The sequence below is a fragment of the Mycolicibacterium madagascariense genome, assembly GCF_010729665.1.
Taxonomy (GTDB): Bacteria; Actinomycetota; Actinomycetes; order Mycobacteriales; family Mycobacteriaceae; genus Mycobacterium; species Mycobacterium madagascariense.
Genome location: NZ_AP022610.1, coordinates 491,638 through 518,285 on the forward strand (window position 1 = coordinate 491,638; position 26,648 = coordinate 518,285).

A 26,648-nucleotide genomic window follows, 5' to 3' on the forward strand; every position below is an offset into this window, starting at 1 on the left:
CGCCCGGCGCCCGCCGTTCGGGACTACCCGCAGACCGCACCCGTCGCCGCCGAGCCCACCAGCTTGCGGTACTTGGCCAGCACGCCGGTCGGGTACTTGGGCGCCGGCGGGCTGAAACCGGGCTTGCGCGAATCGAATTCGTCGGCGTCGACCAAGACGTCGAGCGTGCCCTTGCCGACGTCGAGGCGAATGCGGTCACCGTCGCGCACGAAGGCGATGGGTCCGGCGTCGACGGCCTCCGGTGCGATGTGCCCGACGCACAGGCCCGTGGTGCCGCCGGAGAACCGGCCGTCGGTCATCAGCAGCACGTCCTTGCCGAGCCCGGCGCCCTTGATCGCGCCGGTGATGGCGAGCATCTCGCGCATGCCCGGTCCGCCCTTGGGGCCCTCGTAGCGAATGACGACGACGTCGCCGGCGACGATGGTGCCGTCCTCGAGCGCGTCCATCGCCTTGCGCTCGCCGTCGAAGACGCGCGCGGTGCCCTCGAACACGTCGGAGTCGAAGCCCGCCGACTTGACCACCGCACCCTCGGGCGCCAGCGAGCCGTGCAGGATCGTGATGCCGCCGGTGGGGTGAATCGGGTTGCCCAGTGCGCGCAGCACCTTGCCGTCGGGATCCGGCGGCGCGATGTGGGCGAGGTTCTCGGCCATCGTCCGGCCGGTGACGGTCAGGCAGTCACCGTGCAGCAGACCGGCATCGAGCAGGGCCTTCATGATGACCGGCACGCCGCCGATCTTGTCGACGTCGTACATCACGTGCTTGCCGAACGGCTTGACGTCGGCGAGGTGCGGCACCTTGGCGCCGACCCGGATGAAGTCGTCGAGGGAGAGCTTGACGTCGGCCTCGTGGGCGATGGCGAGCAGGTGCAGCACCGCGTTGGTGGAGCCGCCGAACGCCATCACCACGGCGATGGCGTTCTCGAACGCCTCCTTGGTCATGATGTCGCGCGCGGTGATGCCGCGCTTGAGCAGTTCGACGACGGCCTCGCCGCTGGCCTTGGCGAAGCCGTCGCGGCGGCGGTCGCTGGCGGGCGGGGCGGCACTGCCGGGCAGCGACATCCCGATCGCCTCGGCCGCACTCGCCATGGTGTTGGCGGTGTACATGCCGCCGCACGCGCCCTCGCCGGGACAGATGGCCCGCTCGATGGTGTCGACGTCCTCACGCGACATCAGCCCGCGCGAGCACGCGCCGACCGCCTCGAAGGCGTCGATGATCGTGACGTCGCGCTCGCTGCCGTCGGACAGCACGGCCTTGCCGGGCATGATCGACCCGGCGTAGAGGAACACGCTGGCCAGATCGAGGCGGGCGGCGGCCATCAGCATGCCGGGCAGCGACTTGTCACAGCCCGCCAGCAGCACCGACCCGTCGAGGCGCTCGGCCATCATGACGGTCTCGACGCTGTCGGCGATCACCTCGCGCGAGACCAGCGAGAAATGCATGCCCTCGTGGCCCATCGAGATGCCGTCGGAGACGGAGATGGTGCCGAACTCCATCGGGAACCCGCCCGCGGCGTGCACGCCCTCCTTGACGGCCTTCGCCAGCCGGTCCAGCGACAGGTTGCACGGGGTGATCTCGTTCCACGACGACGCGACGCCGATCTGCGACTTGACCCAGTCGTCGTCACCCATGCCGACCGCGCGGAGCATGCCGCGGGCGGCGGTCTTCTCGAGGCCGTCGGTGACGTCGCGGCTCCGCGGTTTGACGTCGTGGCTGGTACGAGGCTGATCTGAGGGCATCGGTCAAGTATGCCCTCGGGTCGTTCGCCGACCAAACGGGTTTGACATACCCCGCAGGGGTATCGGGGTACGGTGGATTCCATGAAGCCGTCGACCGTTCTGGTAGCCGCGATCACCGCGGTGCTGGTGTCCGCCTGTGCCGCCCACGACTCCGACGGGCCGGCCGCCCACGACCAGGGCGGCGCGTCCACCTCCGCCGCAGCCGTCGTGAACGACGCCGCCGACGTCACGTTCGCGACCGACATGATCCCGCACCACCAGCAGGCCGTCGCGATGGCGGGCCTGGTGCCCAGCCGCTCGTCGAACCCCGCCGTCGTCACGCTGGCGTCGAAGATCGCCGCCGCGCAGGGTCCCGAGATCGAGACCATGAGGTCGTTCCTCGCGCAGTGGGGGCACCCCGACGCCGGTCACCAGGACATGTCCGGCATGCAGATGCAGGGCATGGTCGACGACGCGACGATGACCCGACTCGAGTCGCTGCGCGGCCAGGAATTCGACACACTCTTCTTGCAGTCGATGATCGGCCATCACGAAGGGGCCATCGCCATGGCCAAGACCGAGCTCGCCAACGGCGCCAACGCCGACGCCAAGAACCTGGCCCAGCAGATCGTGACGGCACAGCAGGCCGAGATCGACCAGATGCAGCAGATGCTGAAGGGGTGACCATGCCGGAGACGACCGAGGCGACCGAACGCGGCTACTCGTCCGCCAAGACCGACTACGCCAAGCGGCTGCGGCGCATCGAGGGCCAGGTCAGGGGTGTCGCCAAGATGATCGAGGACGACAAGTACTGCATCGACGTCCTCACCCAGATCAGCGCCGTCAACAGCGCGCTGCAGTCCGTCGCGCTCGGGTTGCTCGACGAGCACCTCGGGCACTGCGTGAGCCACGCCGTCGCCGAGGGCGGTGACGAAGCCGAGCGCAAACTGGCCGAGGCATCGGCCGCCATCGCGCGTCTGGTCAAGTCCTGAGCACGCGCTGGTCGAGGTGGGTGGCCGCCCCGCTGTGCCACACTGGTCTCACGCACATGGGAGGTGGGGTATGCCCCAGCAATCTTTGAATTACCGTCGACGCGTCCGCAGGCTGCAGACGGTGATCGCCGCTGCCGGGCTGGTCGGCGGCCTGGTGGTCGGTAGCCCGGCCGCCTGGGCCGACCCCGACGCCAACCCCGACCCCTCGGTCATCGATGCGCAACAGCCCGTCGAGCAGCCGGCGCCCGAACCCGCACCGGCGCCGTTCGGCTTCGCGCCGCCCGCCGACCCGATGGCGCCCCCGGCCGCCGATCCGCTCGCCCCGCCGTCGCCCGCACCGGTGGCCGCTGCGCCGACCGTCATTCCGGCGGGCACGCCCGCAGGGCAGGACCCGACGCCGTACACCGGCCCCCCGGTCTTCGCGCCCCCGAGCTTCAACCCGCTCAACGGCTCGATGGTCGGCGTCGCCAAGCCGATCTACATCAACTTCGCCCGCCCCATCGCCAACCGGCAGATGGCGCAGGCCGCCGTGCACGTGTCGTCGGTGCCGCCGGTACCCGGAAAGTTCTACTGGCTCAGCGACACTCAGCTGCGCTGGCGCCCCATCGACTTCTGGCCCGCGAACACGGTCGTGAACGTCGACGCCGGTGGCACGAAGTCGAGCTTCCGCACGGGTGAGTCGCTGGTGGCGACCGTCGACAACACCACCCACCAGATGCAGGTCGTCCGCAACGGCACGCTGGAGAAGACGTTCCCGGTGTCGATGGGGGAGAAGGGCCACGACACCCCCAACGGCACCTACTACGTCCTGGAGAAGTTCCCCTCGATCGTGATGGACTCGGCGACCTACGGCGTGCCGAGCACCGCGGCGGGCGGTTACAAGGTGACGGTGCAGAACGCCGTGCGGATCGACAACAGCGGCAACTTCGTGCACAGCGCCCCGTGGTCGGTCGCCGACCAGGGCAAGCGCAATGTCAGCCACGGCTGCATCAACCTCAGCGCCGCCAACGCGCAGTGGTTCTACGACAACTTCGGCAGCGGCGACCCGATCGTCGTGAAGAATTCCGTCGGCACCTACAACCAGAACGACGGTGCCCAGGACTGGCAGATGTAGCTTCTTCCCGGCGAACAGACGCATAGGGCCCTGACACGCGGTGTGTCAGGGCCCTTTGCGTCTGTTCGCGCGGGAGTTAGTTCCAGATGCTGACGCGGCGTTCGGGTTCGAGGTACAGCGCGTCGGCCTCGGTGACGTCGAACGCCTCGTAGAACGCGTCGAGGTTGCGCACGATGCCGTTGCACCGGAACTCCGGCGGCGAGTGCGGGTCGATGGCCAGTCGGCGGATGGCCTCGGCGTCGCGAGACTTGGTGCGCCACACCTGAGCCCAGCCGTAGAACACCCGCTGCACGCCGGTCAGCCCGTCGATCACCGGTGCGGGCTTGCCGCCGAGGGACAGCTGATAGGCCAGCAGCGCGATCGACAGGCCGCCGAGGTCACCGATGTTCTCGCCGACGGTGAACGCTCCGTTCACGTGCTGGCCGTCGTGCAGCTGGCGCGGTACGAACTGGTCGTACTGTTCGATCAAAGCCTTCGTCCGCGTACCGAATTCGGCCCGATCGCGGTCGGTCCACCAGTCGACGAGGTTGCCGTCGCCGTCGTACTTGGCGCCCTGGTCGTCGAAGCCGTGGCCGATCTCGTGTCCGATGACGGCGCCGATGCCACCGTAGTTGGCGGCGTCGTCGGCATCGGCATCGAAGAACGGCGGCTGCAGAATCGCTGCGGGAAAGACGATTTCGTTCATGCCGGGGTTGTAGTAGGCATTCACGGTCTGCGGTGTCATGAACCACTCGTCGCGGTCCACCGGGCCGCCGAGCTTCGCCAGCTCGCGGGCGTAGCCACTTTCGTTGCCGCGCCGGTAGTTTCCGTACAGGTCGGCGCGGTCGATGACGAGTCCCGGGTAGTCCCGCCACCGCACCGGGTACCCGATCTTCGGGGTGAACTTGTCGAGCTTGGCGAGCGCGCGCTCGCGCGTCTCCGGCGTCATCCACTCGAGGGTGTCGATGCTGACGCGGTAGGCCTCCCGCAGGTTGGCGACCAATTCGTCCATGCGCGCCTTGGCATCCGGCGGGAAGTGCCGTTCGACGTACAGCTTGCCGACGGCGTCGCCCATCAGACTCTCGACGATGGACACGCCGCGCTTCCAGCGGTCGCGGATCTGCTCGGTGCCGCTCAGCGTGCGACCGTAGAAGTCGAAGTTCTCCTCGACCAGCGCGTCGGTGAGCATCGACGACCGCGAGCTGATCAGCCGCCAGCGCAGCCACCGCTTCCAGTCCTCGAGATCCTCACTCGCCCACAGCCCTGCGAACGCGACCAGGGCGTCGGGCTGACGGACGACGACCTCGGCGGCGGCCTCGGTGGTGGTGCCGATCGCGGTGATCCAGCCGGCCCAGTCGAAGCCGGGCGCCTCGGCGGTCAGGTCATCGAACGCGCGCAGGTTGTAGGTCAGATCCGCGTCGCGGCGCTTGATGACGTCCCAGTGCGCAGCCGCAATCCTGGTCTCCAGAGCCACGATTCGGGCCGCGGTGTCGGCGTGGGCGTCCGACGGGCCGTAGACGAGGGCGAACATCCGCGCGATGTGGCCGGGATAGGCGGCGAGGATATCGGCGTGCTTGGCGTCGCGGTAGTAGGACTCGTCGGGCAGTCCGAGGCCGGACTGCGACAGGTGAAGCAGGTAGCGCGTGGAGTCCTTGGAGTCGGTGTCGACGTACAGGCCGGTGCCGCCGCCCACGCCGGTGCGCTGCAAGCCGCCGAGCACGGCCGCCAGGGCGGTGGGGTCCGCGGCCGCGTCGATGGTCGCCAACTCGTCGAGCAGCGGCTGCACGCCGACGCGTGCGACGGTCTCGGTGTCCATGAAGCTGGCGTACAGGTCACCGACGCGCTGCGCGTCGGTGTCCGGCTCGCTGGGCGTCTCGCTCGCCTCGACGATGAGATCGCGCACCTGTTCCTCGGCGCGGTCGGCAAGCAACCGGAAGGCGCCGTCGGTCGCGCGATCGGCGGGGATGTCGTAGTCGGCCAACCAGCGGCCGTTGACGTGGCCGAACAGGTCGTCCTGGGGGCGGGCGTCGTCGTCGACGTAGGACAGGTCGATACCGGAGTGGGTCGCTTCCAAGGTCACCCCTCCATCCTGCCACCGCCCGACCGTCGCGTGCCGGGACGCCAGGTGAGCGGGGCCAGGTACCCTCGCGCCCATGCCCGACGACGAGCAAACCCAGGTGGGCGGCGGGACGACCGGCTACGGGATCGCCTCCGCCGTGCTCGGCGTGCTGTCCGTGGCCGCCGTCGTCCTCGCCGTCATGATGTGGATCGGCCACCGGCACGAGGTCGACGACCGCGCGTACCAGACGCGCGTGCTGCAGGCCGCTGCCGACTGGACGAACGTGCTGGTAAACATGAATTCCGGCACCGTGACGCAGAGCATGAAGACGCTGCACGACGGTACCGTCGGCCAGCTCAACGCCAACTTCGAGACCGCCGTCGAGCCGTTCAGCCAGGTGATGCAGAAGCTGCAGTCCCAGACCGTCGGCCAGGTCGAGTCCGTCGCCATCGAGTCGCTGCACCACGCCACGCCCGGCGACCCCGGTCTGCCGACGCTGCCGTCGCCCGAGCTGGCCAGCATCGCGTCGCGCACCGACGACGTCATCGTCGTCGCCACGTCGATCAGCCAGAACGCCGGCGCGAAGCCGCTCACGGTGCACTGGACGCTGCGCCTCGCCGTCTCCGACGTCGACGGCAAACTCCTGGTGTCGAGGTTGGAGACCATCCGATGAGGAACCGGTTGCGGGTCCTGGCCTTCGACGTGCTCGCCCCGCTCGGCGCGATCCTGGCGCTGGTGTACCTCGGCGTCGCGCTGGCGTGGCCGCTGTGGTGGGTGTCGGTGTGCTCGGTGCTGTGCCTGCTGATCGTGCAGGGGATGGTCGTCAACGCCGTGCTCTTCCGGCGCGACGGCGTCACGGTCGGCACCGACGACGACGGGCCCGGTCTGCGGTTGGCCGTCGTCGGGGTCGCGACCGCGGCGCTCGCGGCCGCCGTCGTGGTCGGCTACACCCAGTGGACCGCACCCGACGCCGCTCTGCACCGCGACGGGACCGAGGTCGTCGGCATCGCCAGCAGTGCCGCGGAGGCCTCGGCGACGTTCACGCCGCAGAGCCCCAACGCGAGCCTTGACCGACTGACGGCCATGATGACGTCGCGGGGAGCCGACACCTTCAAGAGCGAATTCGACTCCATGGCAAAGGATTTGACGAGCAAGGGGCTGTCCGTGCAAGCAAGCACCGTCTCGGCGGGCATCGAGGCGATCGGTCCGCAGGCCGCCGTCGTCGCGGTCATCATGCGCGGCACCCAGAATGCGCCGGGCCGTCAGCCCACCACGGTGGCCCTACCGCTGCGGGTGTCGTTGCTGAAGCAGGACGGCAACTGGCTCGTCGACGACCTGTCGCCGATCAACTCGCGCTAGCGCGACGGCGGCGGGCAGTCACCGTGGCGCATCCGCGCGAACCGGTCGGACAGCCGCCGCATCCTGATCATCAGCGAGGCCGCGGGGCTGCGGACGCCGTCGAGGTAGGCCGCGAACTGGTCACCGGGAATGCCGATGCGCGACGCGAACTCGTCGTGGCCGAGACCCGAGCGCTGCAGCAGCATGTGAATGTGACGGGCCACCTCGGCGCATTCGTTGGCCTCGAGATGCGCCCGGGTGCGGGTCAGCACTTCGTCGAGGGCCTTGGAGACGCCGTAGGGCGGCGCCTGCTCCAAGATCTCCTCGACCTGCCGCGCGGTCCGGCCGTAGGGGTCGCGCTTGATCGCCACGACGATGCGCTGCCACACCGTCAGGTCGTCGGTCTCCAGCGCCTCGCGGATCGCCGACGTCGGCCAGAATTCGACCGGTCGCTGATCGACCCCCGACCGCCGGCGCGCCGTGGCCGCGGGGTTCGGGCGGCCGGCGGCGTCTCCACGCCCGTCCGTCGTCAACGTCACCTCGCCTCCTCCAACATCGCGACCGCCACGGAAAGGCAGCGCTGCCGAACGTGCGCCCAATCGGACTCCGCCTCGGCGGTCGACCACTCGTCGTCATCCGAGGGGTGTGGGTCCGCCAGCCGCCGTACGAGCTGCGTCGCCACCCACTGGCTACCCAATCGCTCCCCAGAGTAGTACCGGTCCATTTCGGCCAACACCACCGCGGCGATGTGAGTCTCCATCGACTCCACGAGATCGGCAAACTCGGCGTAGTCCTTGGAGCTGTTGCGGCACATGATCAGGTAGCACTTCAGCCGCAGCGTTTCGGCGCCCGTCGGGATCTGCAGCCGGTCCCCGGTCGGCAGCAGGACGTTCGTCGTCTCCATCGGGCTGAGGCGCCGCACGGGCTGACGCTCGGGGTCGGCCGCGGTGGCGAGCGCGTCGAGGGCGACCGCCAGCCTGCCGCGCCACATCGTCACCGGATGCACGGGCTGACGTGGCTCGAACCGGCCGCCGCCAGCGCCGTTGCGGCCGTTGCGCCCGGCGCTCCTGCCGGATCGGGCGGTGCCGTTGAGCTTCGCCGTGTCGCCGGGGCGCAGGGTCGCCAGTGGTTCGTCCCCACCCTTGACGTGGGCGGCGAGCGAACCACCGAGCGGAAGGCAGCCGCTGAACGCCAGCGGATCGGCGACCGTGACCGTCTGCGGCGCCAGGGTCTTGAGCTTGGCCGCCGACTTCACCACGTTGCGGATGTCGGAGCCCGACGGGCCCATCGCGGAGATGTCCTCCGGGATGACGACCAGGTCGCCGATGTCGGCCTTGGGCAGCGGCTTCTCGAAGTCCACCGACGGCAGGATGCGGTCCAGCCAGCCGGGCAGCCACCAGTTCCACTGGGCGAACATGGCCATCAGGGCGGGCACCAGCACCAGCCGCACGATCGTGGCGTCGACGGCGATCGCGACCGCGCAGGCCACGCCCAGCTGGGCGACCAGCGGCATGCCAGCAAACGCGAAGCCGACGAACACCGCGATCATGATGAGCGCCGCGCTGGTGATGGTGCGGGCGCTGGTGCTGACGCCGTAGGCCACGGCGTCGCGGGTGTCGTTGGTCTGCAGGAAGCGTTCGCGGATGCGCGTCAGCAGGAAGATCTCGTAGTCCATCGACAAGCCGAAGGTCATGGCCAGCACCAGCGGCGGGATCGTGCTGTCGAGCGACTGCAGCGGCGCGAAGCCCAGGGCCTCCAACCACCCCCACTTGAACACCACGACCAGGCTGCCGTACGCCGCCGCCACGGACAGCATCGTCATGAGGACGCCCTTGAGCGCCAGGAACACCGACCGGATCGAGATCAGCAGCATGACGAACGCGATCGAGGCGACGAACGCGAACACCATGGGCTGGGTGCTGGCCACCCGCTCGTCGAAGTCCTTGAGCAGCGCGGTGGGCCCGCCGACGTCGACGGTGACCGGGGCCCCCCGGACGGCAGCGGGCAGGTTCGAGCGCATCCAGTCGACGGTCTGCCGGGCGGCCGGGTCCTCGGGGTCGATCGAGAGCACCGCCGAGAGCAGGGCGCTGCGGTTGTCGGTGGCGAACACCGGAGGTGCGACGGTCGCGACGTCGGGACCCTGGCTCATGCGTTGCTCGAGCGTGTCGAGCGCCGCGGTGTTCTCGGTCCCGTTGGCGTCGCCGTTCGGGAAGCTGACCAGGACGCGGATGGGACCGAGCGCGCCGGGTCCCAGCGCCTGCGCCGCCGCGCTGATCCCACCGCGGATCTCGTGGCCGGGCGGGAACTGTCGCTGCAGGCTGTTGCCGAGCGTCATGCCGAACGCCGGGATCGCCAGCACGACGAGCACGATGGTCGCGCCGAACGCCGACAGCCACTGACGGCGCATCACCGAGCCGACCCAGCGGGTCCAGAACCGCGACTGCGTGGTCTCGGGCCGACGCGAGACGTGCAGCCAGGACGACCGCTTCGACGCCGCCTTCCCGACGGTCGCCAGCACCGCGGGGATCAGCGTCGTCGACGTCAGCACCGCGACCGCGACCGCGAGGATCGCGCCCGTCGCCATCGACGCCAGGACGGGCGTGTGGATGAGGTAGATGCCGGTGACCGAGGCGATGACGGTCAGCCCCGACAGCAGCACGGCCAGCCCCGACGTCGCCATCGCGGCGTCGGCGGCCTGCGCGGGTTCGCGGCCCGATCGCAGCTCCTCGCGGAAGCGCATCAGGATGAACAGCGAATAGTCGACCGCGAGCGCGATGCCGAACATCGACACCGTCGACGTCACGAACACCGACATCTGGGCGACCATCGACAGCAGGTAGACCAGACCCATCGTCACCACGACGGTGCAGATGCCGAGCACCAGCGGCATCGCGGCGGCCGCGAGCGATCCGAAGACCGCCAGCAGGACGACCATGACGATCGGCAGGTTCCACTTCTCGGCCTGACCGACGTCGTGCTTGGTGGCCTCGCTGGCCGCGGCGCCGAGCGCACCTTGGCCGATGACGTAGAGCTTGACCTTGCCGCCGGCGAACTCGCCGGGCTTGTCGCCGTTGATCCCGACCTTCTTGCGCAGTTGCTTGGCCAGGTCCGAGCTACCGCTGTTGAAGTCGGTCTGCAAGGTCAGGACGTAGGGCCGGTCGGGTTGCGGCGGTGGTTGCCGGGGGTTGGCAACGACCTTGACGCTCGGCACCTCGGCGGCGAGGCTCTGCAGGTGTGCGACGGTGGCGGTCATGTCGCCGAACGACGCGTCTCCACGTGGAGCCGCGACCAGGGCCAGGGGTGAGGCGCCCTGGTCGGGGTACTGGTTCTGAACGGTGTGCTCGACGTTCAGCGATTGCGAGCCCGCGACGTCGAAGCCGCCGCCGGTGAGATTGCCGGACTCGTGCAGGGCCAGATAGATCGACGGGACCAGCAGCAGCAGCCAGGCCGTGAACACGACCCAGCGATAGCGGCGCAGCTTGCTGCTCAACCGCAACATGAACTGCTGGATGGCGGACCCCTGCCTTCTCCCCGCGCTTCGCCCTGCGTTTCCGCGACCGACCTTACCGCAGCACGAGGTAGGGTGGCCGACTCTCGGACTCCGGGCAACCCCACCCGGCCGGTCGCCGAAGTGACCTGGCTGTTTGCTGTACGGCTTGGTCGTGGTGTCCGGGCAATGGCATCATGGCGGTCGCCAACGGCCATCACTTGAGGAGTCAGCCATGAAGACGACCACCTCCGCCCTCCGGCGGTGCCTGGGCAGCGTGTTCGCTGCATCTGCCGTCGGCGGTGTGGTCGTCGCTGCCCTGACCATTCCGGGAACGCCCTCGGCCGACGCCGCCGCCGACCCCTGCGCGGCCAGCTCGATCGCCCACACGATCGGTTCGGTGGCCGTCTCGTCGGCCAACTACCTCGATGCGCACCCCGAGACCGACAACACGCTGACGGCGATCTCCCAGCAGCAGACCGGCCCGCAGAGCCTCACCGAACTGAAGGCCTACTTCGACGCCAACCCGCAGGTGGCCAAGGACATGCAGACGCTGCAGCAACCGCTGATGAACCTCTCGGCGCGGTGCAAGCTGCCGTTGACGCTGCCCCAGGCGATGGGTCTGCTCCAGGGCGCGCAGTCCCAGGGCGCGGCCCTGCCCGCGGGTGCGCTCTCGGCGGCCCAGCAGGTCGGCGCGCCGGCGACGGCGCTGCCCGTGCAGTCCGCGCCCGCGACGGGCACCGGACCGCTACCGGGGCCGACGAGCCGATAGTCCGTCGACTTCCGGCCGCTAGTTGAACGCAAGGCAAGAAAGTCGTGTCCAATTCTGCTTAGCTTCCCTATGTCGGATGCCGGTGTCGACGGTCGAAGGAGCTTGCAGTGGTGCGGGTCGCAGAACCACCCGCGCTGGACGGCGCGGGTCGCACGGTCCTGATGGTGGACGACGACCCGGACGTCAGGACGTCGGTGTCGCGCGGGCTGCGTCACTCCGGGTTCGACGTCAGGGTCGCGGCGACGGGCAAGGAGGCGCTGCGGCTGCTGTCCAACGAATCGCACGACGCGCTGGTGCTCGACGTGCAGATGCCGGAGTTGGACGGGGTCGCCGTCGTCACGGCGCTGCGGGCGCTCGGCAATGACATCCCGATCTGCGTGCTGTCGGCGCGCGACACCGTCAACGATCGCATCGCCGGGCTTGAGGCGGGCGCCGACGACTACCTGACCAAGCCGTTCGACCTCGGCGAGCTGGTGGCCCGGCTGCACGCGCTGCTGCGGCGGTCGAGTCTGTCCGACCGGTCGTCGGACACCATGACGGTGGGGCCGCTGACCATCGACACGGCGCGGCGGCTGGTGTTCGTCGACGGCGAACGCGCCGAGCTGACCAAGCGGGAGTTCGACCTGCTGGCCGTGCTGGCCGAGAACAGCGGCAAGGTGCTGTCGCGGCAGCGGCTGCTCGAACTGGTGTGGGGCTATGACTTCGACGTCGACACCAACGTCGCCGACGTCTTCATCAGCTATCTGCGACGCAAACTCGAGCGCGAAGGCCACCCCCGGGTGATCCACACCGTTCGCGGAATCGGGTACGTCCTGCGCGACGAGCCCTGAGGTGCGTCGACCCCGCTTCGGCAGGTCCGCGTCGCTGCGCACCCGCGTGGCGCTGGCCGCCGCGGCCGCCGCGGCCGCCGTCGTCGCGGTGTTCACCGTGCTGACCTCGGTGGTGCTGGCCAGCAACGACGCCGCGCAGCTCGACCGGCGGCTGGACGCCATCATCGACGCCAGCGTCTACGACCAGACCAACGGCGTGCTGCAGACCGGCCGGTCGAAGACGACGGGCCAGGTGGTGTTCCAGCGCGGATTCCAGCTGCCGAGCCTGCCGCCGGGCACCCAGACCGTCACGGTCAACGGCATCGAGTACCGGGTGCGCACGATACCGGTCAACCAGCAGGGCGGCCCGCTGCTGATGTCGGTCGGCATCCGCGCCGACAGCATCCTGCTGAACCGCGCCCGCATCCCGCTGTACTCCACGGTCGGCGTCATCACCGTGCTGTTCGCCGGGGGTCTCGGCTGGGTGCTGGCCGGTCCGGCGATCAGACCGCTGCGCAGGCTCACCGAGCAGACCATGCGGCTCGGCAAGGGCAGTGACCGGATGACCGCGGTCCGCGGTGCCCGCGAGGCCGAGGAGCTCTCCGACGCGATGGCCGACATGCTGGCGCGGCTCGCCGAGGCGCAGCTGGCGACGACGAACTCGCTGCAGGCGGCTCAGGACTTCGCCGCCAACGCCGCCCACGAGCTGCGCACCCCGCTGACCGCGATGCGTGCGGACCTCGACACGCTGCGCATCCACGACCTGCCCGCGGAGGAACGCGACGAGGTGGTCGGCGACCTGGCGCGGGCCCAGCGTCGCGTCGAGGCCATCATCACCGCGCTCGGTCAGCTCGCGTCGGGCCAACTCGCACAGGCCGAGGACCGCGAACTGATCGACGTCACCGACATGCTCGACCGGGTCGCCCGCGAGAACGGCCGGATGGGCAACCGCAGCGACGCGGTCGAGATCGTCGTCCAGAGCGACGAGGCGCTCGGCACGATCTGGGGCTGGCCCGGCGGGTTGCGCCTCGCGGTCGACAACCTGGTGCGCAACGCGGCCGCCCACGGCGGCGCCACGCGCATCGTCCTGACGGCGCACCGGCATCCGTCGGCCGACGGCAGCGGCGAGGCGCTCAGCATCGTCGTCGACGACAACGGCCGCGGGCTGCCCGCCGACGAGCACGACTTCGTGATGGGCCGGTTCGCGCGTGGAAGTACCGCTGCCGCAGGCGGTTCCGGGCTCGGACTGGCGCTGGTGGCCCAGCAGGCGGCGCTCCACCGCGGCGGGATCGAACTGTCCGACGGTCCCCTCGGCGGCCTCCGTGCGACGTTGACCGTGTCGACGGCGCCGGAACCCGAGCCGGGCGTCGACCCCGTCGAGTCGGTCAGAGGCTTCTTCGGTGGCGAGCCAGGGCCCCTGCGCCGAGGCGCCAACCGAGTAGCAGAATGGCGGTCGAAAGGAAGGCCACCGCCACGAAGCTGAGGGCGGTGCCCGCAGAAGTGGCCTTGCGCAACGCCATTCCGACGACGACGGTGCACAGCCAGACCGCCAGGCCCGTCGGTGCCAGCGACGTCGGGCGCTGCCAGGCCCGGCTCGCCAGCCAGCCGACCGCCGTGCCGGACAGGAACGGCCACGCGGTCTCGGCGACGCCGGCCACCGTGAGCCCCTCGGCGTGGCTGCGTCGTCCGATGGCGCAGAACAGGATCACGCAGGCGACGTCGGCGAGCAGTGCGCCCGCGGCGCGGTTACGCATAGCTCATCACGTCCAGCACCAGCGGTCCGACGCCGCTCTCGTCGCGCGGTGCGAAGCCCGGCGCCATCGGGGCCGGGGCGCCGGCCATCACAGCGTCGAGGGCGTCCATCGACGCCAGCCGGCCCGCGAGGGAGAAGTCCTTGAACACGAACGGTAAACCGTTGGAGCGCAACGGATCCGGGGTGCTCATCACGTGGAAGTGCAAATGCGGCGCGTCGGTGTTGCCGCTGTTGCCGAGGTTGGCGATGACCTGACCCGTGCTGAGTTGGTCGCCGGGTTTGACCTTGACCGAGCCCGTCTGCAGATGGGCGTAGAACGCGTATCTCTTCTCGGCGCCTCCGCCGGAGATGTCCTGCACGACGTGATTGCCGCCGTACTGGTCGAGCGGTAAGCCGGTCGGGCTGCGGCCCGCCACCTGCTCGGGCAGCCCGTCGAGCACGGCGACCACGGGCCCGTCGGCCACGGCATGGATGGCCGCGCCGAAGTAGGGATAGCTCTGCGGTGCGGCGCGATCCCCGGAGAAGAGTGTGCCGTTGGGGCTCAGCTGCACGTAGTCGACCGCGAAACGCTCTGCGGCCCAAAGACTTCCGTCCAGCGGGTTCATGGCCATCCGATGTCCGGTCATGTCGCAGCAGCTGTCACCGTCCAGCCAGCGCGGGCCGTCCAGCGGCGGGGAGATGACGGCGGGCTGTTCGGTGGACACGGTCACGGGCGCCACGCCGTCCTCGGACATGTGCGCCGGCAGCAGCGGCGGCATCGGCGCGGCCAGGTCGACGGCGATGGTGTGGGACAGTTCGGTGGGCACCGGAGCCGAGGCGTCGAGCACCACGTCGAGCCACACGATGCCCGCCTGGCCCGGGCCGAGGGTGGCCGTCGGCGTCTGCGAGGCGCCCAGCACGCGGGTCCAGTACGCCAGCCGTGCGCCGGCCAGCACCAGCAGATCCCGGCCTGCGGCCCTGACGGACAGCGACGTCAGCGTGACGTTGGCCGCCTGGGTGTTGGTCAGCTGTAGTTCGTAGGCCAGATGCCGCTTGCCGTCGGTGGTGGGCACGGGAACGGGGGCGGCCACCACCGTCGCCAGGACGGGGGTCACCTGTGCGGGTGGCGCCAGCGGCGGGGTCTGCGACGGCGTCGCGGAAGTCGAACTGGCAGACGGCTTTTCGGCCGGGGCGCTACACGAGGCCGTCAGGACTGCCGCAGCGAGGAGGGCGAGCGACGTTCGGACGGCACGGGGCATGGCCCGATCCTAGGGCCCGGCATCCGGATCGAGGTCCGTCTCGGTGCGGAAGACGAAGAAGAAGACCACCCACCCGATCGCCGAGATGAAGATCCAGCTGACGAGGCGGTAGACGAGCATCGCCGAGATCGCCGACGCCAACGTCATTCCGCTGGACACCAGACCGGGGACGAGCACGGCCTCCACGACGAGCAGGCCGCCGGGCATCAGCGGGATGGAGCCGACCGCCCGCGCGGCCGCATAGGCGACGGTGAGACCGGCCAGCGACGGGTGCCCGCCCGCGGCGTAGGCGGCGAACGCCAGGCACGCGACGTCGGCGATCCAGTTGAACAGCGACCAGCTGAACGCGGTGCCGAGCGCGCGACGGGACAGGCTCACCGACTCGAGCTGCGCCAGCGTCTCCCGCCACTTCGCCACTCCGGCGTCGAGGGGTTTGCCGCGCACGGAGTTCACCCACGCCAGCACCCGCACCCCGATGCCGTCGATCTGCTGCGGATTCGAGGCGACCGTCTGCGCGAGCAGCACCAGCGCGACGAACACCCCCAGCGTGAAGATCAGCGACAGCGGGTTCTTGCTGGCGCCGAGCAGGAACGCCCCACCGAGGCCGATCAGACCCAGGCCGACGACCTGCAGCGCGCCCGACATGACCAACTGCCACGACGCGACGACCGGCGAGGCCCCCCACATGCGCTGCTGGCGGTACACGAACGTCGCCGAGAGCACGGGGCCGCCGGGAATGGTCGTGGACAGTGCGTTGCCCGCGTAGAACGCTGCCTCCGAGCGCCACTGCTTGACGACGACGCCCGCCGACCGCAGCAGCGTCCGCTGAATCTGGGCGAAGCTGTGCATGGACGCGACGGCGGCGACGATCGCGGCGACCACCCACCATCCGTTGGCCGACAGCAGGCTGCGCCAGGCCTTCGCAAGCTGATCCCACACCAGGACCACTTCGACCGCGAGCACCGCGACGGCGATGCCGATGACGACCCAGCGCAGCCACCAATACCCGCCGCGCGTGCGGTATGGGGGCGCGACCAGCTCGGACACGGATATCAGAGTAAGGCCGGGGACCTCGCGCGGCGCGGGGCCGGGAACGGTCGGGGCGAGTCGTTACGCTACCGGAATGCCAGGACGCTCGCTGGACCCGCAGGCCGACGCGTCGGTACACCCCATCGTCCGCAAGACCGCCGCGTGGTCGTGGCGGTTCCTCGTCATCCTCGCCGCGCTGGGCGCACTGCTGTGGCTGGCGATGCACCTCGAGGTCATCGTGGTGCCGGTGCTGCTGGCGACGATGGTGACCGCGATGCTGTTGCCGCTCGTCGACGTCCTGGACCGGCGCGGACTGCCGCGTGGCGCCGCCGTCGCGGCCGTCATGCTGATCAGCATCGTCGTCGTCGGCGGCATGCTGACCTTCGTCGTCAGTCAGTTCATCCAGGGCGCTCCCGCGCTGATCGACCAGGTCGCCCTGACCATCACCAACGCGCGCAACTCCCTCAGCTCCGGTCTGCTGGCCCACTTCAGCAATGCCCAGATCAAGAGTGCGACCGACGCCGCGATCGGGGCGCTCAAGGACAATCAGGCCAAGCTGACCAGCGGTGCGCTGTCCACCGCGGGCACCATCACCGAGATCGTCACCGGCGCCCTGCTGATGCTGTTCACACTGATCTTCCTGCTGCAGGGCGGCCGCACCATCTTCGCGTTCATCACGAAGGTCTTCCCGGTCGACGTCCGCGACCGCGTCCGCGATGCCGGCCGCGCGGGCTTCCACTCACTGACGGGTTACGTCAGGGCGACGTTCCTCGTCGCGCTGACCGACGCCATCGGCATCGGCACGGGGTTGGCGATCATGGGCATCCCGCTCGCGCTGCCGCTCGCGTCGCTCGTCTTCCTCGGCGCGTTCATCCCGCTCATCGGCGCCGTCATCGCCGGCGGCCTGGCCGTCATCGTGGCGCTCATCGCGAAGGGCTGGGTCTTCGCGCTCATCACGCTCGGTCTGATCGTGGCCGTGCAGCAGCTGGAGTCGCACGTGCTGCAGCCGCTGGTGATGGGGCGCGCGGTGTCACTGCACCCGCTCGCGGTGGTGCTGGCGATCGCCGCCGGTGGGGTCAGCGCCGGAATCGTCGGAGCGCTGCTGGCCGTGCCGCTCGTCGCCGTGCTCAACAGCTCGCTGCGCGTGCTGCTGGCGTCGGATCCCGATGCCGAGGAGCAGGCGCTCGACGACGACACCGGCCCGCCCATCTCGTCGGGCACGACGGACGACATCGAGGCGATCGACGCCGAGCGACGAGGTTAGAGCCGGCCCTCGCGACGCAGCAGGTCGGCAGCGCTGACGCCGCCACCGCGACGCTTGGGCTCGTCGGCCTCGCCTCGGGTGTCGATCTTCTCGGTCTGGTCGGGCTCCGCGCGCTGCGTGGGGATGGCCGTGGTCGGCGGTTCGGCAGCGGGGGCCGCCGGGGGCGCCTGACGCCGGGCGACCGTGGGCCGACCGGCCTCCGTCGGACCATTCGGGGTGGTCGCGCCGCTGCGCAGATCGCCGAGCCACGATTCGATCTCGCGGTTGCCGTTGGCGCTCGATCCACGCGAACTCGTCGCGCGGGCTTTGGCCGGGGTGCGCGGCGGGGTGGCCGGACGGGCCGGGTCCACCCTCGGCGTGCGCGTGGTCGGCGGGTCCACCGGCGTCCGCGTGGTCGGCGGGTCCACCGGCGCGGCGGCCGGCATCCGGGTCGTCGGCGGTTCGGCGGGCGGAGCGGCCGGCGTCGCGGGCAGGCGCGTCGTCCCCGCGGCCGAGGGCGGGCTGACCCGCTGCGGAGCGACCTTGCCCGTGGTGGCCGACCTTGGCCCGGCCTGCGGATGGGTCGGGTCGTGCGGCGACGGCAGCGCGCGCATCGGGGCGCCCGCGCCGACGAGTGCCTCGGAGTCCGGCTCGGACTCCCGGGCGGTCGGGCGCTTGCGCTCGTCGGGCAGTTCGACCTCACCGAGACCGAGTCGCTCCTGGATGCGCTTCATCCACCGCGGTGCCCACCAGCAGTCGTCGCCCAGCATCTTCATGATCGCGGGCACCAGGAACATACGAATGATGGTGGCGTCCAACAGAAGTGCGAGCAGCAGACCGAACGCCAGGTACTTCATCATGACCAGGTCGGAGAACACGAACGCGCCGGCGACCACCGCGAGGATGAGCGCGGCGCCGGTGATCAGCCGGCCGGTCGTGGCGGTGCCGATGCGGATCGCCTCGGCGGTCGACATGCCGCGCGCCCTGGCCTCCACCATGCGGGACACCAGGAACACCTCGTAGTCGGTCGACAGACCCCAGATGACCGCGATGATCAGACCGATCATCGGCGCCATCAACGGCTGCGGGGTGTAGTTCATCAGGCCCGAGCCGTGCCCGTCGACGAACATCCACGTCAGGATGCCCATCGTCGACCCGAGGGTCAGCGCGCTCATCAGCGCGGCCTTGATGGGCAGCACCAGCGATCCGAACGCCAGGAACATCAGCACCGTCGTCGTGAGGATCAGCACCACGACCATCAGCGGGAGCTTCTCGAAGAGGCTGTGGATGCTGTCCTGTTCGAGCGCGGGCGTGCCGCCGACCCAGATCGACACGCCCTTGGGGGCGCTCAGGTTGCGCAGTTCCGCCGTCTTCTGCGCGGCGTCGCCGTTGTCCTTCAGGCCGTTCTGCAGGACGCACGGCAGGTCCTTGGACATGCACGGGTGACCCTGGCCGTCGGCCCCGATCGGGATGGCGGGGTTCTTGACGTCCGGTGCGACGGGCCGCTCGTCCCAGGTGCCCGTGAACCCGGTGACCTGGCTCGCCTCGTTCTTGACCTCGGCGATCTGCTCCGGCGTGGCGTGCTGGATGACCAGCGTCAGCTTCTGGGTCCGGTAGCCGGGGAAGCTGTCGTCGAAGGTCTTCTGCGCGACGCGCACCGCATTGTCGGGGGGCAGGTACTTCTCGCTGATGCCACCGAGCGCCAGCTGCCCGAGCGGGATGACGAGCAGGATCATGACGATGACGATGGGCAGCGCGAACGCGCCGGGCCGCTTCATCACCTTGTTGACCAGCGTTCCCCAGAAGCCCTTCTCGACTTCTTCGCGGGTCTTGGTCTTCTGGGTCTTCTCGGACAGGAAGTGCAGCCACCAGACGGTGATCCGGCGGATCAGCGGCACGTATCGCGCCAGGACCAGGATCGCCGTCACGGTCGCGACGAAGATGACGATGCCGAGCAGGACCCAGAACAGTGCGCCCTCGACGATGCCCGCATCGCGCAGCGCATAGATGCCGTAGGCCAGGCCGCCGTAGGTACCCAGGTAGCCGAACAGCAGACCGATGAGGGCCAGCGTGGCGCCCTGCTCGCCGGTGTGCTTGATCTTGATGCGGGCGATGTGGCCGAGCGCGATGCCGACCGGGGGCAGCAGGATGCCTGCCGGGATCGAGGCCAGCGCGAGTTGACTGCGTCGGGGGTTGGCCGGGTCGGAGTGGATGGTGTCCGGTTCGGCGAACTTGATCAGGGACTTCACGCCGAGCGCGTCGACGCGCGGGCCGAGGAGCGCCAGGCCCGCCGCGAGCACGGTGTTCGACAGGATCGCCGCGAGCATGACCGAGGCAATGATCGCGTAGGTGATGGACTTGAGGAAGCCCTGCGGGAACAGCAGCAGCGGAACCGACGAGGCCACGATGATGACCGCCGAGAACATCACCGTGCGGCCCGACGTCATCATGGTCCGGCGGACGGCCGTCTCGGTGTCGTAGCCCTCGGCGATCTCCTCGCGGAACCGGCTGACGATGAACAGGCCGTAGTCAATGGCGATGCCGAGGCCGATCAGCGTCACCACCGGTTGGGCGAAGAAGTGGACCGGGGTGAAGTTGGCGACCACCCGCATGATGCCGAGGGCGCCCATGATGGTCAGCCCGCCGATGATGGCGGGGAGGCTGGCGGCGATCACCGTGCCGAAGACGAAGAAGAGGACGACGGCGACCAGCGGGATGGCGGCCACCTCGGCACGCTTCTGGTCGTCGCCGATGGTGCCCGTCAGCTCGCTCGCGATGGGCTGCAGACCCGCCAGCTTGATCTGGCCGTCGTCGACCTTCTGCAGGTCGGGCTGGATGGTCTTGTAATTCTTGAGGATCGTGTCGTCGTCGTTGCCCTTGAGCGGCATGACGATGAACGTGCGGGTCCCGTTGTTGGCGAGCGCGGCGTTCGTGGTCGGGTCACCGGTCGGGTTCTCCAGGTAGCCGCGCCAGTAGAGGATCTGGTCGGGGTGGTCGGCGACCACCTTGTCGAGCTCGTCCTTCATCTGCTTGGACCACTGCGGGTCGTTGACCTTCTTGCCGCTGGGCGCGTCCAGCACCGCGACGATGTGGCTCAACCGGTCGCGACCGTAGACGTCGTCGCCGAGTTCGGACGCCGCGACCGACTGGCTGGTCTCGTCGTAGAACCCGCTCTGCGTGACGTGCTGTCCAAGGCTCGCACCGTAGATGCCGCCACCAAGGCACAGCGCGACCATGATCCCGATAACCGCGTATCGGAATCGGTACACCATCCGACCCCACCAGGCGAACACTCGAGCTCCTAACTGATCTTCTTCACGTCCCGACCTCGGCTAACCCTCTACCTCGGCTTCAATTGTTCCTGCGAGTCGTTCACGCGCGTGAGGTAAGCAACGAGGACAACGGCCGGAAGGGCTGCAGCCACGCCCCCTGCTGGGGCAGCGAGTCGAGGCCGATTCGCGGCAGTGGCTCCCTGAACACACCGGGAATGTCCTCGAGGTCGACGAACTCCAAGGTATCCGACGCTAACGCCCAACTGGCATGTTCGCGAAATCCGAGGACGCTGACGGGGATGCCGTCGCGGGCGATCTCCTCCAGCGGCACCCGGAAGGCCTGGCCGTCCGCGGAGGCCACGTAGAGGCCGGCCAAGCCCTCGCTCCGCCGCAGCGCAATGTGGTCGAGCATGTCACCGTCGACGTCGCTGTCGTCGTCGATCTTGGGTTTGGCGAACACCGCGAAGCCGACGTTGCGCAGCGCCTCGACCCACGGGCGAACGACGTCGGCACTTCCCGGGGCGATGTTGGTGAACACCGTCGCCTCGGGTTCGAACGTGACGTGCGGCACGTCGTGCGCGCGGCTGCGGGACAGATCGGCCGTCTGGGCGAGCAGCCACCGGCCCAGGGCGTCGAACCGCGGCCGGTGCGCCGCGGTGGGACGGCCGCCGAGGATCGACCCGAGCCCCATGTCGAGGTTCGGCGCATCCCAGACGAGCAGCACGCGCTGCGGGCCGCTGGGCGCCGGCTGACCGGCGTCGCCGGACTCGTCGGCGAGTTCCTCGACGTCGGGCAGATCCTCGGTGAGGCTCATCGCTTCTCCCACAGGAACTCGGCGACGGCGCTGCCGGCGTGCCGGGCCTTGTCCTCGTACTTCGTCACCGGCCGCCGGATCGAGATGGGCAGATCGTCGCCCGCATCGGGATCGAGCCTGCGCAGGGCGGGTTCGGCGTCCCCGACCTCGCCGATCTGTTCGGCGTATCCGGCGTGGTCGGTGGCGGCGTGCAGGATGCCGCCCGGTCGCAGGCGGTCGGCCAGCAGGGCGACGGTGGCCGGCTGCAGCAGCCGGCGCTTGTGGTGGCGGGCCTTGGGCCAGGGGTCGGGGAAGAACACCCGCACCCCGGTCAGCGACTCCGGCGCGAGGAGGTGCTCGAGGACGTCGACGCCGTCGCCGCGGATGAGGCGCACGTTGGTGAGGCCGTCACGGTCGATGCCGTTCAGCAGTTGGGCGAGGCCACGCTTGTAGACCTCGACCGCGATGACGTCGAGCTGCGGCTCGGCCGCGGCCATCGCCAGGGTGGAGACGCCGGTACCGCACCCGATCTCCAGCACCAGCGGCGCCGAGCGTCCGAACCACGCCGGGGCGTCCAGCGGGTGGGCCAGCTGCCCGTCGGAGTCCCTGGCCTGCATGCCGAGCTCGGGCCAGCGGCGTTCCCACGTCTCCCGCTGCAGACCGGACAGCGCCGACCGCCGGGATCGGAAGCTGGCGACGCGGGGGAAGGGATGGGCGGGCACCGACCCTTCGTCCCCGCGGGCCTGCTCGCGCTGCACCTGCATCCGTACATGGTCGCTCATCCAGACCGGTGTACCCGCATCGTGGTGCAATTCGATACCCAACAGTTGCCTTAGGCGGCTAAGAGCCGCTCGGCGGGTGCTCCGGGCGGTGCGACGATGGCAGCCGGGGGTTGGCAGCTGAGGGCTTTCGATCATGACGCAGGCATTCGTCGACGAGCTGACCCAGCTGGTCGGGGCCGCGGGCATGCCGGCTGTGCGCCCGATCGTCGATCGGCTGCGATGGCCCGTGCGCGTCGCGGTGACGGGCCGCCCGGGCGTCGGGCGGGACTGCGTGGCGGCGGCGCTACGGCGCCGCGGCTGGGCCACCGCCACCCCCGCCGCGGGCGAGGTGCTGGTGCTCGTCATCGCCGAGACGGTCACCGGGGAGGACCGGGCGGCGCTGGCAGCGGCGCGCGGACCGGCGCTGGTCGTCCTCACCAAGGCCGACCTGGCCGGACCCGATGACCCGCTCGCGACGGCGACGCGCTGGGCGGGCGATGCCCAGCGGCTGACCGGCGTGCCGACGGTGCCGCTGGTCGGATTGCTCGCCGCCCTCGACCACCCCCTCGACGACGAACTGGTCGACGCGTTGCGCGTCTTCGTGACCGCGCCGCCGGACCTCACCTCGGTCGACGCCTTCGTGGCACGCCCGCACGTCGTCGCCGCGGTCCTGCGCGAGCGGTTGCTGCTGCGCCTCGACCGGTTCGGCGTCGCGCATGCGGTGCGCGCGCTGTCCGACGGGGTCGACGCCGGCGACCTCGGCGCCCGCCTGGCCGCGGCGAGCGGGATCGACGGGGTGCTGGTCGCACTCGATGCCGTCGCGGCACCGGTGCGCTATCTACGCCTGCGCGCGGCAGTGCGCGAATTGCGTTGTCTGGCAGTCGAATCCGGCGACGACGAGCTCTTGGCCCTGCGGGCCGCCGATGCGACGGCGATGGCGGTGATGACCGCCGCCGTCGACGTGCTGGAGGCGGCGGGGCTGTCCGTCGACCGCGGCGACACCGCGAGCGCCCACCTCGCCCGCGCCGTCCGCTGGCGCCGCTACGGCCGAGGTCCCGTGGCTGCCGTGCACGGCCAGTGCAGCGCCGACGTCGTCAGAGGGTCGCTGCGCCTGCTGGCCGACGCGCGGGAACCGTCGGCGTGACGCCGGTGGTGCTCGTCGTCGGCCCGTCGCGCGCGGGGGTCGGTGGGGTCGTCGCCGCGCTGCGTACCCGGCTGCCCGACGTCGAGGTCGTCGAGGGGCCGCCGCCGCGGGCGCCCGACGCGGTGCTCGCCGTCGTCTCCGCCGCCGCCCCGATGACGCGATCGCAGTGGGCGGACGTCGAGCGCGCCTCGGCGGGCAGCGGGCTGCTCGTCGGCGTGGTCGCCAAGATCGATGCGCACCGGCAGTGGCGCGACGTCGTGGCCGCCAACCGCGACGGGGCCGAGCGCTGGGGCAGCCGCACCGCGATCCCGTGGGTCGGGGCCGCCGCCGCACCCGTTCTCGGCGACGCCGACGTCGACGAGCTCGTCCGCGTGCTGCGGGCAGGACTGGCCCGGCCGCCGATCGCGCGGGCCGTCCGAGCGGCGGTGTCGGCGAGCGACGTGCTGGCGCGCACGCGGCTGCGGCTCGTGCGGTCGGTCAGAGACGGCGCCTCGGCGCTGCGCACCGAACTACGCGCGGCCGCCGCGACCGTGCCGCCCGGCGGTGCGCAGGCCTTCGAGGTCCAGGTGCGCGCCCGCGTGGAGGTCTTCCTGAAGACCGTCGACCGCGACGTCGCCGACGCCGTGGGGGAGGCGGCGGCCGAGCTCGGCTGTGGGGACCGCGTTGCAGTTCCCCGGGGGCACGCCTGCCGGCTGGAGCCGAGCGACGCCGGGCGGCCCACGTCGTCGCGTCGGCTGGAGGCTCGGCTCGCGGCCGTGCTCGGTCTCGGTTTCGGGGTGGGCACCGCGCTCGCGGTCGGCCGGCTGGTGGCGGGCTGGGCCCCCGGCGTCTCGACGGCCGGTCTGGTGGCGGGTGCCGTCATGGGGCTGGCGCTGGGGGTGTGGGTGGTGCGCACGCGCCGCCTGCTGCACGACCGCGCGGTGCTCGACAGGTGGGTCGCCGACGTTGCTGGAACCGTGCGTTGGCACGCCGAGGCGAGGGTCGCGGAATGGTTGCTCTCGGTCGCTTCGGCGGGGCGTGACGCGGGCCCCCGGGTAGGGTCGAGAGCGACTCCTGAAGGCCCGGCTGGCAGCCTAAAACAAGTTACTGACCAGTATGAATGGCGTTGCGACGGGTGATTCGGGGCCGTTTCGGTCGGAATGCCCGATCTGAATCGTTCCTGTGAGACAACGGACATAGTCCCGATTAACCGTGGGTATGTCACCCACGTTAACCTCAGTCCAGGTATGACCCGCGACCGCGCCACCAGGAGATTTCAGGAGTCCTCATGACCTCAGCGACCATTCCCGGTCTGGATAGCGCACCGACGACGCACGAGGGCCTGCTCGCCTGGGTTCGCGAGGTTGCCGAGCTGACCCAGCCGGACCGCGTCCAATTCGCCGACGGCTCCGCCGAGGAATACGAGCGGCTGTGTGCGGAACTCGTCGCGGCGGGCACCTTCCAGAAGCTGAACGAGAAGAAGCAGCCCAACTCCTACCTCGCGCTGTCGGATCCGTCCGACGTGGCGCGCGTGGAGTCGCGGACCTTCATCTGCTCCGAGCGCGAGATCGACGCGGGCCCCACCAACAACTGGATGGCCCCCGCCGAGATGCGCGGCATCATGACCGACCTGTACCGCGGATCGATGCGCGGTCGCACGATGTGGGTCGTCCCCTTCTGCATGGGCCCGCTGGACGCCGGGGACCCCAAGCTGGGTGTCGAGATCACCGACTCGGAGTACGTGGTGGTCTCGATGCGCACCATGACCCGGATGGGCAAGGCCGCGCTGGACAAGATGGGTTCCGACGGCTTCTTCGTCAAGGCGCTGCACTCGCTCGGCGCGCCGCTCGAGGAGGGCCAGGCCGACGTGCCGTGGCCGTGCAACGACACGAAGTACATCACCCACTTCCCCGAGACCCGCGAGATCTGGAGCTACGGCTCGGGCTACGGCGGCAACGCGCTGCTCGGCAAGAAGTGCTACTCGCTGCGGATCGCCTCGGCGATGGCCCACGACGAGGGCTGGCTCGCCGAGCACATGCTGATCCTCAAGCTGATCAGCCCCGAGAACAAGGCGTACTTCATTGCGGCGGCCTTTCCGTCGGCATGCGGCAAGACCAACCTCGCGATGCTGCAGCCCACCATCCCGGGGTGGCGCGCGGAGACCGTCGGCGACGACATCGCCTGGATGCGGTTCGGCAAGGACGGCAGGCTCTACGCCGTCAACCCCGAGTTCGGCTTCTTCGGCGTCGCGCCGGGCACCAACTGGAGCTCCAACCCCAATGCGATGAAGACCATCGCCGCGGGCAACACCGTCTTCACCAACGTCGCCAAGACCGACGACGGCGACGTGTGGTGGGAGGGACTCGAGGGCGAGCCCGACCACCTGATCGACTGGAAGGGCCAGGACTGGAACCTCCGCGAGACGGAAAGCAAGGCGGCGCATCCCAATTCGCGGTACTGCACGCCGATCTCGCAGTGCCCGACGCTGGCCCCGGAGTGGGACGACCCGCAGGGCGTGCCGATCTCGGCGATTCTGTTCGGCGGCCGGCGCAAGACGACGGTGCCACTCATCACGCAGGCCCGCGACTGGCAGCACGGCGTCTTCATCGGCGCCACGCTCGGTTCCGAGCAGACCGCCGCGGCCGAGGGCAAGGTCGGCACCGTCCGCCGCGACCCGATGGCCATGCTGCCGTTCCTCGGCTACAACGTGGGCGATTACTTCCAGCACTGGATCGACCTCGGCAAGAACGCCGACGAGTCCAAGCTGCCCGCGGTGTTCTTCGTGAACTGGTTCCGGCGCGGTGACAACGGCCGCTTCCTGTGGCCCGGCTTCGGCGAGAACAGCCGGGTGCTGAAGTGGGCGATCGAGCGCATCGAGCACGCGGCCGAGGGCAAGAGCACCCCGATCGGCATCGTGCCGACGGCTGCCGACCTGGATCTCGACGGGCTCGACGTCGATGCCGCCGATGTCGACGAGGCGCTCGCGGTCAATCCCGAGGAGTGGCGCAAGGAACTGCCGCTCATCGAGGAGTGGTTCGAGTTCGTCGGCGAGAAGCTGCCCACCGGCATCAAGGACGAGTTCGACGCGCTGAAGACCCGCCTCGCCTAAGTTTCTTCCCGCGAGCAGACGCAAAGGGCCCTGAATCCACGCGATTGAGGGCCCTTTGCGTC

At 70.1% G+C, this 26,648-nt stretch carries 22 protein-coding genes; 12 read left to right on the forward strand and 10 right to left on the reverse strand.

The window, feature by feature from the left end; all coding sequences use genetic code 11:
• Positions 1–23: 23 nt before the first annotated feature.
• Positions 24–1,736, reverse strand: a complete 1,713-nt coding sequence (gene ilvD / locus G6N60_RS02285) for a dihydroxy-acid dehydratase (protein WP_163731993.1) — start codon at positions 1,734–1,736, stop codon at positions 24–26.
• Between the two features lie 81 nt (positions 1,737–1,817).
• Between ilvD and G6N60_RS02290 the strand changes: the two genes are divergently transcribed.
• The 3 genes from G6N60_RS02290 to G6N60_RS02300 all read left to right on the forward strand — a co-directional run bounded on the left by G6N60_RS02290 (position 1,818) and on the right by G6N60_RS02300 (position 3,821).
• The gene (locus tag G6N60_RS02290; protein WP_163731997.1) at positions 1,818–2,399 is read left to right on the forward strand and encodes a DUF305 domain-containing protein; all 582 of its coding nucleotides are present in this window, start codon (positions 1,818–1,820) and stop codon (positions 2,397–2,399) included.
• A 2-nt stretch (positions 2,400–2,401) separates the two neighbouring features.
• Complete coding sequence (gene ricR / locus G6N60_RS02295; RefSeq protein WP_163731999.1) at positions 2,402–2,707, forward strand: copper-sensing transcriptional repressor RicR; 306 nt, start codon at positions 2,402–2,404, stop codon at positions 2,705–2,707.
• Positions 2,708–2,777: 70 nt separating this feature from the next.
• Positions 2,778–3,821, forward strand: coding sequence for a L,D-transpeptidase (locus tag G6N60_RS02300; protein ID WP_163732002.1), 1,044 nt, complete (start codon positions 2,778–2,780; stop codon positions 3,819–3,821).
• 76 nt (positions 3,822–3,897) lie between these two features.
• On the opposite strand, the gene G6N60_RS02305 is transcribed toward G6N60_RS02300, so the two are convergent.
• Positions 3,898–5,880: a M13 family metallopeptidase gene (locus G6N60_RS02305; RefSeq protein WP_163732005.1), complete on the reverse strand. Its 1,983-nt coding sequence runs from the start codon at positions 5,878–5,880 to the stop codon at positions 3,898–3,900.
• 73 nt (positions 5,881–5,953) lie between these two features.
• Here G6N60_RS02305 and G6N60_RS02310 point away from each other — a divergent pair, with 73 nt between their 5' ends.
• Together G6N60_RS02310 and G6N60_RS02315 are read left to right on the forward strand one after the other, a co-directional pair.
• The gene (locus tag G6N60_RS02310) at positions 5,954–6,532 is read left to right on the forward strand and encodes a hypothetical protein (RefSeq protein ID WP_163732008.1); all 579 of its coding nucleotides are present in this window, start codon (positions 5,954–5,956) and stop codon (positions 6,530–6,532) included.
• Positions 6,529–7,218, forward strand: a complete 690-nt coding sequence (locus G6N60_RS02315; protein WP_163732011.1) for a hypothetical protein — start codon at positions 6,529–6,531, stop codon at positions 7,216–7,218. Before G6N60_RS02310 ends, G6N60_RS02315 begins: the two co-directional genes overlap by 4 nt.
• Here the strand turns inward: G6N60_RS02315 and G6N60_RS02320 are convergent.
• On the reverse strand, positions 7,215–7,736 hold the full coding sequence (locus G6N60_RS02320) for an XRE family transcriptional regulator (protein ID WP_163732014.1): 522 nt from the start codon (positions 7,734–7,736) through the stop codon (positions 7,215–7,217). The two genes, G6N60_RS02315 and G6N60_RS02320, sit on opposite strands and share 4 nt — an antisense overlap.
• Positions 7,733–10,696: an MMPL family transporter gene (locus G6N60_RS02325; protein WP_163732017.1), complete on the reverse strand. Its 2,964-nt coding sequence runs from the start codon at positions 10,694–10,696 to the stop codon at positions 7,733–7,735. Before G6N60_RS02325 ends, G6N60_RS02320 begins: the two co-directional genes overlap by 4 nt.
• A 223-nt stretch (positions 10,697–10,919) precedes the next feature.
• Between G6N60_RS02325 and G6N60_RS02330 the strand changes: the two genes are divergently transcribed.
• The 3 genes from G6N60_RS02330 (at position 10,920) to G6N60_RS02340 (ending at position 13,748) form a co-directional block, all read left to right on the forward strand.
• Positions 10,920–11,456, forward strand: a complete 537-nt coding sequence (locus tag G6N60_RS02330; protein WP_163732021.1) for a hemophore — start codon at positions 10,920–10,922, stop codon at positions 11,454–11,456.
• A 161-nt stretch (positions 11,457–11,617) separates the two neighbouring features.
• Positions 11,618–12,286: a response regulator transcription factor gene (locus G6N60_RS02335; RefSeq protein ID WP_179969753.1), complete on the forward strand. Its 669-nt coding sequence runs from the start codon at positions 11,618–11,620 to the stop codon at positions 12,284–12,286.
• Position 12,287: 1 nt separating this feature from the next.
• Positions 12,288–13,748, forward strand: coding sequence for a HAMP domain-containing sensor histidine kinase (locus G6N60_RS02340; RefSeq protein WP_163732024.1), 1,461 nt, complete (start codon positions 12,288–12,290; stop codon positions 13,746–13,748).
• On the opposite strand, the gene G6N60_RS02345 is transcribed toward G6N60_RS02340, so the two are convergent.
• The 3 genes from G6N60_RS02345 to G6N60_RS02355 are packed head-to-tail and all read right to left on the reverse strand — an operon-like array spanning position 13,651 to position 16,303.
• Positions 13,651–14,019, reverse strand: coding sequence for a DUF3054 domain-containing protein (locus G6N60_RS02345; protein ID WP_163732027.1), 369 nt, complete (start codon positions 14,017–14,019; stop codon positions 13,651–13,653). The genes G6N60_RS02340 and G6N60_RS02345 overlap by 98 nt on opposite strands.
• Positions 14,012–15,256, reverse strand: coding sequence for a M23 family metallopeptidase (locus G6N60_RS02350; RefSeq protein WP_163732031.1), 1,245 nt, complete (start codon positions 15,254–15,256; stop codon positions 14,012–14,014). Before G6N60_RS02350 ends, G6N60_RS02345 begins: the two co-directional genes overlap by 8 nt.
• A gap of 9 nt (positions 15,257–15,265) precedes the next feature.
• Positions 15,266–16,303: a lysylphosphatidylglycerol synthase transmembrane domain-containing protein gene (locus G6N60_RS02355; protein WP_246240222.1), complete on the reverse strand. Its 1,038-nt coding sequence runs from the start codon at positions 16,301–16,303 to the stop codon at positions 15,266–15,268.
• Positions 16,304–16,379: 76 nt separating this feature from the next.
• On the opposite strand from G6N60_RS02355, the gene G6N60_RS02360 reads away from it, so the two are divergent.
• Positions 16,380–17,549 (forward strand): AI-2E family transporter, encoded by a 1,170-nt coding sequence (locus tag G6N60_RS02360; RefSeq protein ID WP_163732034.1) that lies wholly within the window; start codon positions 16,380–16,382, stop codon positions 17,547–17,549.
• On the opposite strand, the gene G6N60_RS02365 is transcribed toward G6N60_RS02360, so the two are convergent.
• From G6N60_RS02365 to trmB, 3 genes are all read right to left on the reverse strand, one after another.
• The gene (locus G6N60_RS02365) at positions 17,546–20,821 is read right to left on the reverse strand and encodes an MMPL family transporter (RefSeq protein ID WP_163732037.1); all 3,276 of its coding nucleotides are present in this window, start codon (positions 20,819–20,821) and stop codon (positions 17,546–17,548) included. The genes G6N60_RS02360 and G6N60_RS02365 overlap by 4 nt on opposite strands.
• Positions 20,822–20,900: 79 nt before the next feature.
• Positions 20,901–21,614: an NYN domain-containing protein gene (locus tag G6N60_RS02370; protein ID WP_163732040.1), complete on the reverse strand. Its 714-nt coding sequence runs from the start codon at positions 21,612–21,614 to the stop codon at positions 20,901–20,903.
• Positions 21,611–22,375 (reverse strand): tRNA (guanosine(46)-N7)-methyltransferase TrmB, encoded by a 765-nt coding sequence (trmB, locus tag G6N60_RS02375; RefSeq protein WP_163732043.1) that lies wholly within the window; start codon positions 22,373–22,375, stop codon positions 21,611–21,613. Before trmB ends, G6N60_RS02370 begins: the two co-directional genes overlap by 4 nt.
• 133 nt (positions 22,376–22,508) lie before the next feature.
• Between trmB and G6N60_RS02380 the strand changes: the two genes are divergently transcribed.
• The 3 genes from G6N60_RS02380 to G6N60_RS02390 all read left to right on the forward strand — a co-directional run bounded on the left by G6N60_RS02380 (position 22,509) and on the right by G6N60_RS02390 (position 26,586).
• Positions 22,509–23,498, forward strand: coding sequence for a hypothetical protein (locus tag G6N60_RS02380; protein WP_246240225.1), 990 nt, complete (start codon positions 22,509–22,511; stop codon positions 23,496–23,498).
• Entirely contained in the window at positions 23,495–24,616 is a 1,122-nt protein-coding gene (locus G6N60_RS02385; protein ID WP_163732046.1) for a hypothetical protein, read from the forward strand. Before G6N60_RS02380 ends, G6N60_RS02385 begins: the two co-directional genes overlap by 4 nt.
• A gap of 149 nt (positions 24,617–24,765) precedes the next feature.
• A complete protein-coding gene (locus tag G6N60_RS02390; RefSeq protein WP_163732049.1) occupies positions 24,766–26,586 on the forward strand; it encodes a phosphoenolpyruvate carboxykinase (GTP) in 1,821 nt (606 codons plus the stop codon).
• Positions 26,587–26,648 lie beyond the last annotated feature (62 nt).